Source organism: Nocardia halotolerans (assembly GCF_042650145.1).
Classification (GTDB): Bacteria; Actinomycetota; Actinomycetes; order Mycobacteriales; family Mycobacteriaceae; genus Nocardia; species Nocardia halotolerans.
The window spans coordinates 1,294,957-1,312,731 of sequence record NZ_JBHSDL010000014.1 but is presented as its reverse complement, the minus strand read 5'-3'; the positions used below and the strand labels follow the sequence as shown (position 1 = coordinate 1,312,731).

Annotated in this window: 5 protein-coding genes (1 of these 5 only partly in view); 3 read left to right on the top strand and 2 right to left on the bottom strand. The window is 69.5% G+C overall.

The window, feature by feature from the left end; genetic code table 11:
* Positions 1–5: 5 nt before the first annotated feature.
* Positions 6–398, bottom strand: a complete 393-nt coding sequence (locus ACFO5K_RS16495) for an NYN domain-containing protein (protein WP_378562841.1) — start codon at positions 396–398, stop codon at positions 6–8.
* An 86-nt stretch (positions 399–484) separates the two neighbouring features.
* Here ACFO5K_RS16495 and ACFO5K_RS16490 point away from each other — a divergent pair, with 86 nt between their 5' ends.
* On the top strand, positions 485–910 hold the full coding sequence (locus ACFO5K_RS16490; RefSeq protein WP_378562838.1) for a PPOX class F420-dependent oxidoreductase: 426 nt from the start codon (positions 485–487) through the stop codon (positions 908–910).
* A gap of 4 nt (positions 911–914) precedes the next feature.
* Here ACFO5K_RS16490 and ACFO5K_RS16485 read toward each other — a convergent pair whose 3' ends face one another.
* Entirely contained in the window at positions 915–1,580 is a 666-nt protein-coding gene (locus tag ACFO5K_RS16485) for a DUF3105 domain-containing protein (RefSeq protein ID WP_378562836.1), read from the bottom strand.
* A gap of 124 nt (positions 1,581–1,704) precedes the next feature.
* Between ACFO5K_RS16485 and cobM the strand changes: the two genes are divergently transcribed.
* Both cobM and ACFO5K_RS16475 read left to right on the top strand, forming a co-directional pair.
* Positions 1,705–2,457, top strand: coding sequence for a precorrin-4 C(11)-methyltransferase (gene cobM / locus ACFO5K_RS16480; protein WP_378562833.1), 753 nt, complete (start codon positions 1,705–1,707; stop codon positions 2,455–2,457).
* 410 nt (positions 2,458–2,867) lie between these two features.
* Positions 2,868–17,775: the beginning of a non-ribosomal peptide synthase/polyketide synthase gene (locus ACFO5K_RS16475; RefSeq protein WP_378562830.1), read on the top strand. The gene runs 29,954 nt beyond the window's last position; only the first 14,908 of its 44,862 coding nucleotides appear in the window; it begins with the start codon at positions 2,868–2,870; its stop codon lies off the right edge, out of view.

Sequence of the window (17,775 nt, the reverse complement as noted above, 5' to 3'; positions counted from 1 at the left end):
AGTCGTCAGGGGAGTTGGTTCCACAGCCAGCTCGGGCCGACCGTTTCCGCGTGATCGGCTTCGACGCGGGCGCGCAGTTCGCGGTCGGAAGTGACGACGGTGATCCGGTCGTATCCGGTTGCCGCCGCGACCACCTCGACGATCTTGTCGTCTCCCGACCGTTCGGCCGTCACCACCCGCATCCGCGGCGCGGAAGGTTCAGCGCCGTCAACAGCCCCCTTCGCAGCCCCCTCGAGCACCACCACGACCGTGTCGGCCGCGGGCAGCCGCGCCGCCAACCCCGCGATCTCGACAAGCAACCTCCGCGCCGCCCCGGCCCGATCCTTCCACCACCCATCAGGACGAGAGCCGACAACATTGGCCGCATCGACCACGATGAGACGCCTCGAATCACCCATCCCCCCACTCTCCCCTCAACCCCGGGTTCTCGACAGGCGGGTCGATCGTTGCCCGCGCGCACATCTCGTTGACATACGCTGAATCCATGGCTTCCCTCACAGATCCGCAGGTCCGTGAATTTCTGTCCGATGGCACGCGAACGGCCAAGGTGGCCTTCGACGCGGCCGACGGGCGTCCGCTGGTGACGCCGGTGTGGTTCATCGTCGAAGGTGATGAGCTGGTCTTCAACACCGGTAAGGAGACCGCGAAGGGCCGGGCGCTCGCGCGGGACCCGCGGACCGCGCTGTGTGTGGACCTGGAAGAGCCGCCGTACGCGCTGGTCCAGGTGCAGGGGACGGTGACGCTGTCCGAGGACCCCGACGAACTGGTGCGTACCGCGACCGCGATCGCCGCTCGGTACATGGGCGCGGACAAGGCCGAGGAGTTCGGCAAGCGCAACGGTGTCCCCGGCGAGCTCGTTGTGCGCGTTCGCCCGACCAAGGTGATCGCCCACTTCGATATGACGGCCTGATCGGCTATCGAATGCCCGACATCGGTACCGCGTCCGGGCCCGGCGGCGTCGGGTCGTAGGGCGGGGGATCGTTGCGGTCGAAGCGCGGAGACGAGCAGGTCGCGCCGACTTCTGGGGTGGTGTAGGGGTTTTCGCGCAACGCGATGATGAACTGGTCGATGCGTTCGTCGTCGGCGGTATCCAGGCTGAGTTGACGGCCCCACGATTGCAACGAGATCGGGTGGTCCATGTCGGGCAGGGGTGACATCAGGGTGTACGGCCTGCCGGTCACCTTCGCGCTCAACGTCGCCTGATCCCGCGCGCTCACCCGCGCCGGGTCGTAGGTTATCCACACCGCCCCGTGTTCCAGCGAATGCACGGCGTTCTCGGTGCGCAGCGCGGTCGCGTAGACGATCCCGGTGCAGTCGGCCCACTGCGCATCGTGGGGGCCGCCCATCGGCGGGATCGACGGGTAGGCGACGCGTTCGGTGGGCAGCACGTGCACGCCGGGTGGGATCTCGGCGCTGACGACCCCGGGTATCCGCTCCGAAGGATCCTGATAACTCGGGGACGGGGCGAAACTGTCCGCCGACGCCGTGGCCTTGCCCTCGATGGCGTCGGCCGAGCACCCAGCGGCCAGTGTGCCCGCCGCGAACACCACCGCGCACGCCCGGATCCCCACACTGCTCACAGAACCCCGCATCACACACCCCTCGCTCGCCTCGCCCGTCCGGTACAGAACCTACTGCCTCCACGCCCAGTCCAGCTCGGAGCCACGACAAACGCGCACAGCCGTGGTCCCTAGACTTCCCCGCATGACAGTGCACTTCATCGGGGCAGGCCCCGGCGCCGCCGACCTGCTCACGGTGCGTGCGGTGCACCTGCTGCGCGAAAGCCCGGTCTGCCTCTACGCAGGCACCTATCTGGACCCCGAGGTCCTCGCCCACTGCGCCCCCGGCACAGAGCTGATCGACACCCAGCACCTGAATCTGGATCAGATCATCGAACAGCTCGAGCGCGCCCATCACGCGGGCCGGGATGTGGCCCGGTTGTGTTCGGGCGACCCGTCCATCTATTCGGCGCTGACCGAGCAGACACGCAGGCTCGACGCGCGCGGGGTGCCGTGGGACATCACCCCGGGGGTGCCCGCCTACGCGGCGGCGGCGGCGACCCTGGGCACCGAGCTGACCGTCCCCGAGGTGGTGCAGTCGGTGGTGCTCACCCGTACCCAGGCCCGCTCCACCGCGATGCCCGACGGCGAAGCGCTCGCGAACTTCGCCGCCACCGGTGCCACGCTGGTGCTGCACCTGGCCATCACCCGGATCCGTGTGCTGGCCGCGGAGCTGGTCACCGAATATGGTGCCGACTGCCCGGTTGCGGTGGTCTACCGGGCCAGCCAGCCCGAGCAGCTGGTGCTGCGTGGCACGCTCACCGATATCGCCGATCAGGTGGAGGCGGCGGGGCTGCGTCAGGCCGCGGTCGTGCTGGTCGGGCGCGCGATGGCCGCTTCGATCGATTGCGCCCAATCCCACCTCTACGACCCGGCCAGAGCTCGGCAGGGTTCCTAGCGCTGAGAGCGGACCGTTCGGTGTGATCCATCCCTCAATTGCGGCGCTACACCGTCGCCACGGCAACGATGTGAGAACGCGTACAGGCGTCAGCAAACTGGCCGCGACTTCCTCACCTGGGGCGATGTCGCCCAGCTATGGAGGTGGTTGGTTGCGGGGCGAACGCACCGGTAGATTGGTGCGATGGTTTGCGACGAGCACACCGGCGCGGCGGGTCGAACGGTCACGGACATGGTCTCAGCCATGTAACGAGATCGGCCGGACCGACAGATAGTGCCAAAGAGACATTTTTGCCTGATTGATTTCGAGAATTGAACCCGAGACGCAGGCGCCACGCTAGTTCTGGCAGGCGCCTGCGTTCCGGTGTCGTCGGGGAGCGCTGACCAGGTGTTCCGGAAGCGAGGTTTGGGTTGGACCGGCTGGATTTCGGCGGAAACGGCGAAACTGGTGACGGACGTGGAGACTCTTCGGAGTACTTCCCGCTCTCGCCCGCACAGCTGGGTATCTGGTACGCGCAGCACGTCGACCCGCTGGTGCCGATCAACATCGCCCAGTACGTCGACCTGCGCGGACGCCTCGATGTCGCCGCCCTCGAGCGCGCGAGCGCCGGCGCCGCCACCGACCTGGAATCGGGCTGGTTGCGCATCGTCGAGGTCAACGGTGAACCCATGCAGACCGTCGACCCGTCCCAGGACGCGACGCTGATCCACGTCGACCTGCGTGGCGAGGCCGACCCCGAAGCCGCCGCCGCCGAGTGGATGCGCGCGGAGTACAGCCGCCCGCTCGACATCGTGGGCGACCGGCTGGTGCAGGCCGCCGCGCTACAGCTCGAGGACGAACGCTGGTACTGGTATGCCCGCGTGCACCACATCGTGCTCGACGGTTTCGGCGCCAACAACTTCGTCAATCGCACGGCACAGCTCTACACCGCCGAGGTCACCGGCGAGCCGGCCCCGCCGAACAAGGCCGCCGATCTGCGCTCGCTCTACGAGACCGAGATCGCCTACCGCGACAGCACCCGCTTCCGGTCCGACAAGGCGCACTGGGCCGAGCGTGTGGCCGGGCTCGAGGAAGGCAGCAGCCTCACCGGCCGCTCCGCGCCGCCCTCGCCGGTCAACGACATCACCAGCGCGGCGCTGAGCCAGTCCACCGACGACCTGCTCGCCGCGGCCATCGCCCGCCACGACAGCACCGCCGCCCCGCTGCTGATCGCCGGTTTCGCCGCCTACCTGGCCCAGATCACCGGCACCGAGGACGTCATCCTCAGCCTGCCGGTGACCGCCCGCACCACCGCGACGATGCGTCGCTCCGGCGGCGCGACCTCCAACATCGTGCCGCTGCGCCTGCGCGTGGGCCACGACACCACCGTGGCGCAGTTGCTGCGCGCGGTGACCACCGAGGTCTCGGGCGCGCTGCGGCACCAGCGTTACCGCCACGAGGACATCCGCCGTGATTCGGCGGGCGACGGCATGGTTTCCACGGAGTTCTTCGGTCCGTGGGTCAACATCATGCTGTTCGACAACCAGCTGCGCTTCGGTGACATGGAGGGCACGCTCAACGTGCTGTCCACCGGCAGCATCGAAGACCTGGGCGTCAACTTCTATCAGTCCCACGGCGGCACCCGCTCCCACATCGACTTCGAGACCAACCCGAACCTGTACTCGGCCGACGACGCGCGCACTCATCACGCTCGCTTCCTCGAGTTCTTCGACCGGTTCCTCGCGGCCGAGGCCGAGCTGGCGGTGTGGCAGTTGCCGGTCACCGGTGAGCAGGAGCTGCGCCGGTCGCTGACCGAGTGGAACGATTCGGCGCACGAGGTCCCCGCGACCACGCTGCCCGCGCTGCTGGACGCCCAGATCGCGGCCACACCGGACAACATCGCCCTGGACTACGAGGGCCAGACCCTCACCTACGCCGAATTCTCCGCCGAGGTGAACCGGCTGGCCCGGTTCCTGATCGCCGACGGCGTGGGCCCGGAATCGTTGGTCGCGCTCGGCATGCGCCGCTCGCTGGACCTGGTCGTCGGCATGCACGCGGTGCTGAAGGCCGGTGGCGCCTACGTGCCGATCGACCCGGATCATCCGGCCGACCGCACCGCCTACATCCTCGAATCCGCGGCACCGGTCTGCGTGCTCACCACCACCGGCGACGAGCTGGATCTGCCCGGCACCGTGGCCCGGGTGGAACTGGATCGACTCGACACCACCGGTTTCGACGCCACACCTGTCTCCGATGCCGACCGCCTGGCTCCGCTGCGCCCGGACAACACGGCCTACGTCATCTACACCTCGGGTTCCACCGGGCGCCCCAAGGGCGTCGCGGTCACCCATCACGCGATCGTCAACCAAGAGCTGTGGATGCTCGACGAGTACCGGTTGACCGCTGACGACGTCTACCTGCAGAAGACCGCCACCACCTTCGACGTGTCGCTGTGGGGTTATTTCCTGCCGCTGATGGTCGGTGCGAAACTGGTGATCGCCTCGCCCGACGGTCACCGTGACCCGCTGTACGTGGCGCAGACGATCGAACGCCACGGCGTCACCGTCACCGACTTCGTCCCGTCGATGCTCACCGTGTTCGTCTCCCACGCCACGCGGGCCCAGTGCGCTTCGCTGCGTGCGGTTTTCGTGATCGGTGAGGCGCTGCCCCCCGAGACCGCCGCCGGTCTGCGCGCGATCTCCGACGCCGGTCTGCACAACCTGTACGGTCCCACCGAAGCCGCGGTGTCGGTGACCTACTGGGAGGCCACCGAAGCCGACACCACCCAGGTGCCGATCGGTATCCCCGAGTGGAATGTCGAAGTCTACGTACTGGATTCGCGGCTGCGCCCCGCCGCGATCGGCGCCCCGGGTGAGCTGTACCTGGCGGGCCGTCAGCTGGCGCGCTGCTACCGCGGCCGCCCCGACCTCACCTCCGACCGCTTCGTCGCCAACCCGGTCGGCGCCCCGGGTGCGCGCATGTACCGCACCGGCGACCTGGTGCGCTGGAACCCGGACGGCGTACTCGAGTACATCGGCCGCACCGACTTCCAGGTGAAGTTCCGTGGTCAGCGCATCGAGCTCGGCGAGATCGAAACCGACCTGCTCGCGCACCCCACCATCAGCCAGGCCGCGGTGCTCGTGGTCGACACCGCCACCGGTCAGCAGCTGGTGGCCTACGTCGTGCCCGCCCCCGGCCAGTCCGCCGACCCGGCGACGCTCACCAGGTTCGTGGCCGAGAAGCTGCCCACCTACATGGTGCCCGCGTCGATCATGGTGCTCGACGCGTTCCCGCTCAACACCTCGGGCAAGCTGGACCGCAAGGCCCTGCCCGAGCCCGTGTTCACCTCCGGTGCGGGCGAATTCCGGGCCGCGCGCACCGCCGCCGAGCAGATCGTGGCCGGCATCTTCGCCGACGTGCTCAGCCAGGAGCGCGTGGGCGCCGACGACAACTTCTTCGAACTCGGCGGCAACTCGCTGGTCGCCACCCAGGTCGTCGCCCGCATCGGCGCCGCCTTCGGCATCCAGCTCGGTGTGCGCGCACTGTTCGAGACCCCGACCGTCGCCGGGCTGGCCGCGCGCGCCGAAGCCGTTGCGCCGGCCGAGGTCTCGTCCCGGCCGCCGCTGGTGGCCCAGCCGCGTCCCGAGCGGGTGCCGCTGTCGCTGGCCCAGCAGCGGATGTGGTTCATCAACCAGTTCGATCCCACCGCGCCCACCTACAACCTGCCGTTCGTGGTGCGGATGAAGGGCCGGGTCGACGTCGAGGCGCTCATCGCCGCCCTCGATGATGTCGTCGCGCGCCAGGAATCGCTGCGCACGATCTTCCCCGACGCCGACGGCGGCTTCCAGCACGTGCTCGGCGCCGACGAGTTCGACCTCGGCATCACCGTCACCCCGATCGATCAGTCGCTGCTGCGCGCCGAGCTGCTCGACTTCGCCGCCACCGGTTTCGACGTCACCCTGGAACTGCCGATCCGCGTGCGGATCTACCAGGTGACCGGCGCAACCGCTGCGTCCAACGGCGCCGCTCCCGAGGGCTCCGCTTGGTCACGCTCCGCTACCGCCGCCGAGCCCGCCGGTCCCGGCGCGGGCGCACCGGAGTACGCGGTCGCGTTCGTGGTGCACCACATCGCCGCCGACGGTTTCTCCTTCGGCCCGCTGGCCCGTGACGTCGCCACCGCCTACCTTTCCCGCACCATGGGCGAGGCGCCGCACTGGGCACCGCTGCCGGTGCAGTACCGCGACTACACGCTGTGGCAGCGCGAACTGCTCGGCGCCGAGTCCGACCCCGAATCCATCGCCGCCCGCCAGATCGATCACTGGCGCCGCGCCCTCGACGGCCTGCCCGATCAGCTCGACCTGCCCGCCGACCGCATCCGCCCGCAGCAGCAGAGCTTCCGCGGCGCGCAACTGGGCTTCGACATCGACCCGCAGCTGCACGCCGAGCTGACCGCACTGGCCCGTGCCCAGGGCGTCACCCTGTTCATGGTGCTGCACGCCGCGCTGGCCGTGTTGCTGTCGCGGCTGTCCAACACCCGCGACATCGCGGTGGGCACCCCGATCGCCGGTCGTGGCGAGCAGGCGCTCGACGACCTGATCGGCATGTTCGTCAACACCCTGGTGCTGCGCTCCGATGTCGACCCCGGCCTGTCGTTCGCCGAGTTCCTGACCCGCACCCGCGACACCGATCTGGCCTCCTTCGGCAATGCCGACGTGCCGTTCGAGCGGCTCGTCGACGTGCTCAACCCCACCCGCTCGCAGGCCCGGCACCCGCTGTTCCAGGTGATGCTGTCGTTCCAGGAGATGTCGCACGGTGAGCTGGAGCTGCCCGGCCTGACGGTCAGCGCCGACGAGCTCGAGGTCGACATCGCCAAGTTCGACCTGCAGTGGACCATCACCGAACAGCACAGCAGCGTCGGTGAACCACAGGGTCTGGCCGCGGTCGCGCAGTTCGCCACCGACCTGTTCGACACCGAGACCGTGCAGTCGTTCATCGACCGGTTGCTGTCGATCCTGCGGGCCGTCACCGTCGACCCGGCCGTCGCCGTGGGCGATATCGATCTGCTCGGCGCACAGGAACGTCTCGATGTCGCCCAGGAGTGGGTCAGCTCCGCACCCGACGGTGGCACCGGCCGCTTCGCCGACCGCGAGGTCACCCTGGTCGACCTGTTCGAATCCGCCGTCGCGGCGCATCCGGATCATGTCGCCGCCCGCTACGGCAACGAGTCGCTGACCTACGTCGAGCTCGATCAGCGCGCGAATGCCTTGGCCCGCAAGCTGATCGCCGACGGTGCGGGCCCGGAGTCGCTGGTCGCGGTGATCCTGCCGCGTTCGCTGGATCTGGTCGTCGCGTTGCTCGCGGTGGTCAAGACCGGCGCCGGTTATGTGCCGGTGGACCCGACGTACCCGGCCGAGCGCATCGCCTACGTGCTCGAGGACTCGCGGCCGACCAGTGTGGTCATCGACGCCGACTCCGAGGTCGAACTGGCCGACGGCCTGCCCGTGCTGGTGCTCGGCGACTTCGACGATGTCGACGCCACACCCGTCACCGACGCCGACCGGCTCGCACCGCTGTCGCCGGACAACGTCGCCTACGTCATCTACACCTCCGGTTCGACCGGTCGCCCCAAGGGCGTCGCGGTCGCGCACCGCAATGTGGTGCGCCTGTTCGCCAACACCGATCGCGACTTCGGTTTCGGCGCGGACGATGTGTGGACGCTGTTCCACTCCTACGCCTTCGACTTCTCGGTGTGGGAACTGTGGGGGCCGTTGCTGTTCGGCGGCACCGTCGTCGTGGTCGACTACTTCACCTCGCGTTCGCCAGAACAGTTCCTCGACCTGCTGCGGACCGAACGCGTCACGGTGCTCAACCAGACGCCGTCGGCCTTCTACCAGCTGGCCGAGGCCGACCGCAATGCCGGACCCGGCGCGGAACCGCTGGCGCTGCGCTATGTCGTGTTCGGCGGCGAAGCGCTCGAGCTGCGCCGCCTCGGCGACTGGGTCGCCAGGCACGGCGACGGCCACGGGCCGCACGCCACCGGTCCGATGCTGGTCAACATGTACGGCATCACCGAGACCACGGTGCACGTGTCCTACCGGGCACTGGACGCGCAGACCATCGCCGCGGCCTCGGGTTCGATCGTCGGTCGCGCCATCGCCGGGCTGAGCGTGTACGTGCTCGACTCGCGACTGCGGCCGGTTCCGGTGGGTGTCGCGGGTGAGATGTATGTGGCCGGGCCACAATTGGCGCGCGGCTACCTCGGGCGCCCCGACCTGACCGCCACCCGCTTCGTCGCGGGGCCGATGGGCGACGGGCAGCGGCTCTACCGTTCCGGTGACCTCGCGCGCTGGAACCGCTTCGGCGAACTCGAATATCTCGGCCGCGCCGACGATCAGGTGAAGGTTCGTGGCTTCCGCATCGAACTCGGGGAGATCGAAGGCGCCGTCCTGGCCCACCCCGGCATCACCCACGCCGCGGTCATCGTGCGCGAGGACCAGCCGGGCGGCCAGCGGATCGTGGCCTACGTGGTTCCCGAACAGGGCGGCCTCGACCTCGACGAGGTCCGCCGTTTCGCCGCCGATCAGCTCCCGGCCTACATGGTGCCCTCGGCGTTCGTGCAGCTCGACGCCATTCCGCTGACCGTCAACGGCAAGCTGGACCGTCGTGCGCTGCCCGCCCCGGTGTTCGAGGTGCGCGAGTTCCGTGCCCCGACGACGCCGATCGAGCAGATCGTGGCCCAGATCTTCGCCGACGTGCTCGGGGTGGCCCGCATCGGTGTCGACGACGACTTCTTCGAACTCGGCGGCAACTCGCTGATCGCGACCCAGGTGGTCTCGCGCGTCGGTATCGCGCTCGACACCCGGGTCCCGGTCCGCATGCTGTTCGAGGCCTCCACCGTCGCGGCCCTGGCCGCCCGGGTGGAGTCCCAGGCAGGCGACGGCGCGCACAAGGCCCTGGTGGCCCGCGAGCGACCCGATCTGGTGCCGCTGTCACTGGCGCAGCAGCGCATGTGGTTCCTCAACCGCTTCGACACCGCCTCGGCGGTCAACAACATTCCGGTGGCGATCCGGCTCTCCGGCGACCTCGACGTGGCCGCCCTGCAGGTGGCCGTCATCGACGTGATCGACCGGCACGAGTCGCTGCGCACCGTGTTCCCCGATTCCGGTAGCGGTCCGGTGCAGGTGGTACTCGATGCCGCGCAGATCGTGCCCGACCTCACCCCGTACCGGGTCACCGAGGAAAACCTCATCGATCATCTGATCGACCTGGCCTCGATGGCTTTCGACGTGACCAGCGAAGTGCCGCTGCACGCCAGGCTTTTCGAGATCTCGGAGACCGAGTACGTGCTCGGCATGGTGGTGCACCACATCTCCGCCGACGGTTGGTCGATGGCGCCGCTGTCGCGCGATGTGATCATGGCCTATGCGGCGCGGACCTCGTGGGAGGCACCGAGCTGGGCCGAATTGCCGGTCCAGTACGCCGATTACGCGCTGTGGCAGCGTGAGGTGCTCGGTTCCGAGGACGACCCGAACTCGCTGATCTCCTCCGAGATCGGTTACTGGGCCGAAGAACTCGCCGATCTGCCCGACGAGCTGGTGCTGCCCGCCGATCATCCGCGCCCGCCGATGGCCTCCTACCGCGGTGGCACCTACAGCTTCGTCATCGCGAGCGAAACCCAGCGCGCCCTGGTCGAATTGGGCCGCCGCTACAACGCCTCGCTGTTCATGGTCATGCACAGCGCGCTGGCCGTGCTGCTGGCCCGGGCCAGCGGTACCGACGACATCGCCATCGGCACCCCGGTGGCCGGTCGTGGTGACCAGGCGCTCGACGACCTGGTCGGCATGTTCGTCAACACCCTGGTGCTGCGCACCGAGGTCGAGGGCGCCACCCCGTTCGCGACCCTGCTCGACCAGGCCCGCGAGACCGACCTACAGGCCTTCGCGCACGCCGACGTGCCGTTCGAGCGCCTCGTCGAGGTGCTCAACCCGGCCCGCTCACAGGCGCGGCACCCGCTGTTCCAGGTGATGCTGACGTTCCAGAACACCAAACAGGCGTCGCTGCAACTGCCCGGCCTGTCGGTGAGCGGCATCGACTACGACGCCCAGCTGGCCAAGTTCGACCTGCAGCTCACGCTGACCGAGGTGCAGGACTCCGATGGTGAGGTCGGCGGCATGTCGGCCGAGTTCTCCTACGCGCTGGACCTTTTCGAGGAGTCGACGGTCGCGGCGTTCGCCCGCAGGCTCGACAACATCTTCGCCGCGATCGTCGCCGATCCCGAAGTGGCCGTCGGTGACATCGACCTGCTGGCTCCCGAGGAGCACGCGCAGGTCCTCGTCGACTGGAACGACACCGCTCACGCGGTGCCCGAGGCCACCCTGGTGTCGTTGTTCGACGCCCAGGTCGCGCGCACGCCCGATGCCGTGGCGCTGGTGTTCGAGGTCGAGGAGCTGACCTACCGGGAGCTGCAGGAGCGGGCCAACCGCATCGCCCGCAGGCTGATCGCCGACGGCATCGGCCCCGGTGCGCAGGTGGCGCTGGCGATCCGGCGTTCCACCGAGCTCGTCGTCGCCATGTACGCGGTGCTGCAGGCCGGTGCGGCCTATGTGCCGCTGGACCCGGACCAGCCCGCCGACCGCATCGGCCACATCCTCGACACCGCCGAGCCACGGCTGGTGCTCACCAGCCGCCGCGATGCGTTCGAGGCCGACGGGGTGACCGTGCACGCGGTCGAGAACCTCGAAGCGCCCGCCGATTTCAGCGGCGCCCCGATCACCGACGCCGAGCGGGTGCGCCCGCTGCGCGAGACCAACACCGCGTACGTGATCTTCACCTCCGGTTCCACCGGGCGCCCCAAGGGCGTGGCGGTCGATCACGCCGCGATCGTCAACCGGCTGCTGTGGATGCAGCACGAGTACCCGATCGGCACCGCCGACGCGGTGCTGCAGAAGACCCCGGCCACCTTCGACGTGTCGGTGTGGGAGTTCTTCTGGCCCTTGCAGACCGGCGCCCGACTGGTGGTCGCCAAGCCCGACGGTCACCGCGACCCGGTGTATCTGTCCCAGATCATCGCCGAACGTGGCATCACCACCGCGCACTTCGTGCCCTCGATGCTGTCGGTGTTCGTGTCCACACTGGGCAACAACGGCAATGGTGACGCGGTGCGGATGCGTCAGGTGTTCGCCTCGGGTGAGGCGCTGCCCGCGCCCACCGCGCAGCGGTTGCGCGAGCTCACCGGCGCCCGGCTGCACAATCTCTACGGTCCCACCGAAGCCGCGGTCGACGTCACCTACCACGAGGTCGACGACACCGATGTGGAGTCGGTGCCGATCGGCCGCCCGGTGTGGAACACCAAGGTGTTCGTGCTGGATTCGCGTCTGCACCCGGTGGCCCCCGGTGTCGCGGGTGAGTTGTATCTGGCCGGCGATCAGCTCGCCGTCGGCTACCTCAACCGGGCCGACCTCACCGCCGACCGTTTCGTCGCCAACCCGTACGGTCCGGCCGGTTCGCGGATGTACCGCACCGGTGACCTCGTCACCTGGACTCGTGACGGTGAACTGAACTACCTGGGCCGCACCGACTTCCAGGTGAAGCTGCGCGGCCTGCGGATCGAGCTCGGCGAGATCGAGGCCACGTTGCTGGCCCAGCCGGGTGTCGCGCAGTCGGTGGTGGTCGTGCGCGCCGACGCGCACGCCGGTGACCAGTTGGTGGGTTACCTGGTGCCCGAACCGGATTCGAGCATCGACATCGCGGCGGTGAAGGCGGGCATCACCGCCGAGCTGCCCGCCTACATGGTGCCCGCGGCCCTGGTGGTGCTTGATGCCTTCCCGCTGAACGCTTCGGGCAAGCTCGCCCGCTCGGCGCTGCCGGCGCCGGTGTTCGAGGCGAAGGTGTTCCGTGCGCCGTCGACGCCGATCGAGGAGATCGTCGCCGAGATCTTCGCCGACCTGCTCGGCGCGGACCGGGTGGGCGTGGACGACGACTTCTTCGCCCTCGGCGGTAACTCGCTGGTGGCCACGCAGGTCGCCGCCCGCCTGAGCAAGGCGCTCGACGCCGAGGTCGGGGTGCGCACCCTGTTCGAGGCGCCCACCGTCGGCGCGCTCGCCGCCCGGGTGGAATCGCACGCGGGAACCGGTCTGCGGGCCGAGCTCACCGCGCGCCAGCGCCCCGAGCACCCGCCGCTGTCGCTGGCCCAGCAGCGGATGTGGTTCCTCAACCGCTTCGATCTGGCCGATACCGGCACCTACAACATCCCGGTCGCGGTGCGACTGCAAGGTCTGCTCGACTTCCCGGCCCTGCGCGGGGCGGTGGCGGACGTGATCGCCCGCCACGAGTCGCTGCGCACCGTCTACCCGTCCCATGACGGCACCGCGTTCCAGCAGGTGCTGGCCGCCGCGGCAGCCATCCCCGACCTGGAACTCGTCGAAGCCGACGAGACCGACATGGCGGCCTCGCTCTACGAGTTCGCCCGCCGCGGCTTCGATGTCACCGCGAACGCCCCGGTGCGGCTGCGGGTCTACGAGCTCAGCGAACGCGAGCACGTGCTGGTGATGGTGGTCCACCACATCGCCGCCGACGGCTTCTCGCTGCGCCCGCTGGTGCGCGACCTGATGACCGCCTACGTGGCCCGCACCGCCAACGCGGAGCCGGGCTGGCCGCCGCTGGCCGTGCAGTACGTGGACTACGCGCTGTGGCAGCGCGAAACCCTGGGCGAGGAAACCGATCCCACCTCGCTGATCTCCGAGCAGCTCGAGCACTGGCGTGGCACGCTGGCGGGGCTGCCCGACGAGCTGCGGCTGGGGCACCGGTCGCGGCCCGCGCAGGCCAGCTATCAGGCGGGCACCCACCGCTTCGAGGTGCCCGGCGAGCTGGTCGAGGCCCTGAACCGGGTGGCCCACGAACACAGCACGACCCTGTTCATGGTGGTGCACAGTGCTTTCGCCGTGCTGCTGGCGCGGTTGTCGGGCACCGAGGACATCGCCATCGGCACCCCGGTGGCCGGTCGTGGTCAGCAGGCGCTCGACGATCTGGTCGGCATGTTCGTCAACACCCTGGTGCTGCGGGCGCAGGTCGACCCGGGCGCATCCTTCACCGAGCTGCTGGCACAGGTGCGCGAGCAGGACCTGGCCGCCTTCGCCCACGCCGACGTGCCGTTCGAACGCCTGGTGGAGGTGCTCAACCCGGCGCGCTCGCAGTCGCGGCACCCGCTGTTCCAGGTGATGCTCTCGTTCCAGAACCTGGGCCGCACCACGCTGGAACTGCCCGGTCTGACGGTCTCGGAGCTGGGCATCGACCAGCACATGGCCAAGTTCGACCTGCAGCTCGCGCTCAGCGAGGTCCCGGCCGACGACGACAGCCACCTCGACGCCGAACTCGTCTACGCCACAGATCTCTTCGACGCCGGGTTCGCCACGGCCTTCGGCGCCCGGCTGCTGCGGGTGCTCACCGACATCGTGGCCGACCCCGCGGTCGCCGTCGGTGACATCGAACTGCTCGACGCGGCCGAACGCACCCTGGTCCTGGACCGGTGGAACGACACCGAATTCGCCGTTGACGCCGCCCTGAGCACGCCGAGCGACGACGACCCCGCCACGCTCAACGCGCTGTTCGAGGCGCAGGTAGCGCGGACACCGGACGCGACCGCCCTCACTTTCGAGGGGACAAGTCTGTCCTACGCCGAGTTCGCGGGCCGGGTGCGGCAGCTGGCGCGCTGGCTCAAGGACGCCGGGGTGGGCCCGGAATCGTATGTGGCGCTGGGCATGCGGCGCTCGATCGACCTGCTGGTCGGCATGTACGCCGTGTCCGCGGCCGGTGGCGCCTATGTGCCGCTCGACCCCGATCACCCGGCCGAGCGCATCGAGCACATCCTCGAGACCGCGCGCCCGGTGTGCGTGCTCACCTCCGGCGAGAGCCTGCCCGCCGCCGCGGGCATCGAGGTGCGCATCGACGAGCTGGACCTGTCGGGTCACTCCACCGAACCGGTCACCGACGCCGACCGGCACCGCCCGCTGCGTTCGGGCAACACCGCCTACGTCATCTTCACCTCCGGCTCCACCGGCCGGCCCAAGGGTGTGGCGGTGAGCCACGCGGCGATCGTCAACCGCCTGGTGTGGATGCACGCCGCCTACGGCCTGGCCGCCGACGACGTGGTGCTGCAGAAGACCCCGGCCACCTTCGACGTGTCGGTGTGGGAGTTCTTCTGGCCGCTGCAGGTCGGCGCGCGACTCGTGGTCGCCAAGCCCGACGGGCACCGCGACCCGGCCTACCTGGCCCGGCTGATCGCGGCCGAGCAGGTCACCACGGTGCACTTCGTGCCGTCGATGATGGCCGTTTTCGTCACCGAACCCCTTGCCGCCGAGTGTGTCTCGCTGCGCAATGTGTTCGCCTCCGGTGAGGCGCTGCCCGCCCCGACCGCGCAGCGGTTGCGCGAACTGACCGGTGCCGCACTGCACAACCTCTACGGCCCCACCGAGGCCGCGGTCGACGTGACCTACCACGAGGTCACCGACGCCGACACCGACACCGTGCCGATCGGCGCCCCGGTGTTCAACACCCGGCTCTACGTATTGGATTCACGGCTGCGGCCGGTGCCGGTGGGTGTCGCGGGTGAGCTCTACCTCGCGGGCGTACAGCTGGCCCACGGTTACGTCGGTCGCGCCGATCTGACGATGGACCGCTTCGTCGCCGACCCGTTCACCCCGGGCGAGCGCATGTACCGCACCGGCGACCTGGTCATCTGGAACCCCGACGGTGAACTGAACTATCTGGGCCGCACCGACTTCCAGGTGAAGCTGCGCGGTCTGCGCATCGAGCTCGGCGAGATCGAGTCCGCGCTCACCGCGCTGCCGCAGATCGCCCAGGCGGTCGTGGTGGTGCGCGCCGACGAACACACCGGTGACCAGCTGGTGGCCTATGTCATCCCGCAGACCGGCGCGACCGTGGACACCGACGTGGTGAAGGACGCGCTCGCGACCGAGCTGCCGGTGTACATGGTGCCCGCCGCGTTCATGGTCTTGACCGCCTTCCCGCTCAACGCTTCGGGCAAGCTCGACCGCAAGGCGCTGCCCGCCCCGGTCTTCGCCGCGCGCACTTTCCAGGCCCCGGTCACGCCGGTGCAGCAGATCGTGGCGGCCACCTTCGCCGAGGTGCTCGGCGTCGGCCAGGTCGGCCTCGACGACGACTTCTTCGAACTCGGCGGCAACTCGCTGGTGGCCACCCGGGTCGCGGCGCGCCTGTCGGAGGCGCTCGACACCCAGGTGCCGTTGCGCGCGCTGTTCGAGGCCACCACCGTGGCCGCGCTCGCCACCCGCGTGGAGACCGCCACCGGTCGCGGCGGGCGCGTTGCGCTGGCCCCGCGCCCGCGGCCCGAGCTGGTGCCGCTGTCGCAGGCGCAGCAGCGGATGTGGTTCCTCAACCGCTTCGACAATCGCACCGCCGTCAACAACATCCCGGTGGCGATCCGGCTCACCGGCGACCTCGATGTCGCGGCGCTGGAAGCCGCCATCGCCGACGTCACCGCCCGGCACGAGACACTGCGCACCTTCTACCCGGTCTCCGACGGGGCCGACGGTGACGGCGTGGCCGAAGGCGCCGGCTACCAGCAGATCCTGCCCGCCGACGAGGTCCGCTTCGCGCTGCCCGTGCACTCGGTGACCGCCGCCGACGTGGTCGCCCGCGTGGTGGAGCTGGCCGGCGTGCAGTTCGACGTCACCCGCGAGGTGCCGTTCCGCGCCGATCTGCTGCGCGTCGATGAGCGGACCCATGTGGCGGTGCTGGTCATGCACCACATCAGCGGTGACGGCTTCTCCCTGCGTCCGCTGCTGCGCGACGTGGTGGTGGCCTACACCGAACGCGCCCGTGGCGAGATCCCCGCCTGGGCCCCGCTCGAGGTGCAGTACGCCGACTACACGCTGTGGCAGCGTGAGGTGCTCGGCGAGGAGTCCGACCCCGAGTCGGTCGCGGCGAGCCAGCTCGGTTACTGGACCGAACAGCTGCGCGATCTGCCCGATCAACTGGAGCTGCCCGCCGACCGCCCGCGCCCCGAGATCGCCACCAATGCCGGTGACCTGTACCGGTTCTCGGTCGACGCGCCATTGCACAGCGCGCTCACCGAGATCGCCCGCGCTCGTGGCGTCACGCTGTTCATGGTGGTGCACGCGGCCCTGGCCACCTGGGCCGCGCGCCTGTCCAACAGCACCGACATCGCGATCGGTACCCCGATCGCCGGTCGGGGCGAGCGCACGCTCGACGACCTGGTCGGCATGTTCGTCAACACCCTGGTGCTGCGCAGCGAGGTCGACCTGGGCGGGCGCTTCGGCGACCTGCTCGAGCAGGTCCGCAAGGTGGACCTGGGTGCCTTCGCCAATGCCGACGTGCCGTTCGAACGGCTGGTGGAGGTGCTCAGCCCCACCCGTTCGCAGGCGCACCACCCGCTGTTCCAGGTGGCGCTGACCTTCGAAGCGGCCACCGCCGCCGACACCGGCACCGTCGCGCTGCCCGGCCTGGACCTCGACGTCGTCGACTTCGACCCGGGCACAGCCAAATTCGATGTGCAGCTCACCGTGGGCGAGGCCGCCGACGGTTCGCTGGCCATGTCCTGGAACTACGCCACCGATCTGTTCGACGCCGAGACCGTCGCCGCCTTCGGTGACCGCCTGGTGCGCATCCTGCGCAGCGTCGCCGAGAACCCCGACGTGATCGTCGGTGACATCGACCTGCTCGGCGAGGCCGAACAGCGCGATGTCGCCCAGCGCTGGGTGTCCTCGGGCACCGATGCCCTGGCGCTGCCGGTGATCCACGACGCCAGCACTCCCGCGGGGTACCGCCGGGGTCTGTTCGGCAACCGCCACACCACCCTGGTCGACCTGTTCGACGCCGCGGCCGCGGCCTACCCGGACCGCATCGCCGCCAAGTTCGGTGTCGAATCGCTCACCTACGCCGAGCTCGATCGCCGCGCGAATGTGCTGGCGCGCAGGCTCATCGACGACGGTGCGGGCCCGGAGGCACTGGTCGCGGTGATCCTGCCGCGTTCGCTGGATCTGATCGTCGCGTTGCTCGCGGTGGTCAAGACCGGTGCCGGTTATGTACCGGTGGACCCGACGTACCCGGCCGAGCGCATCGCGTACGTGCTCGAGGACTCCCATCCCACCAGCGTCGTGCTCGATTCCACCGTCCAGGTGACGGTGCCCGAGCACCTGCCCTCGGTGGTGCTCGACGGATTCGCCGTGGAAACCGGCAATGTCGAAGACGCCGACGACGCGACGATCACCGACGCCGACCGGCTCGCGCCGCTGTCGCCGGACAACGTCGCCTACGTCATCTACACCTCCGGTTCGACCGGTC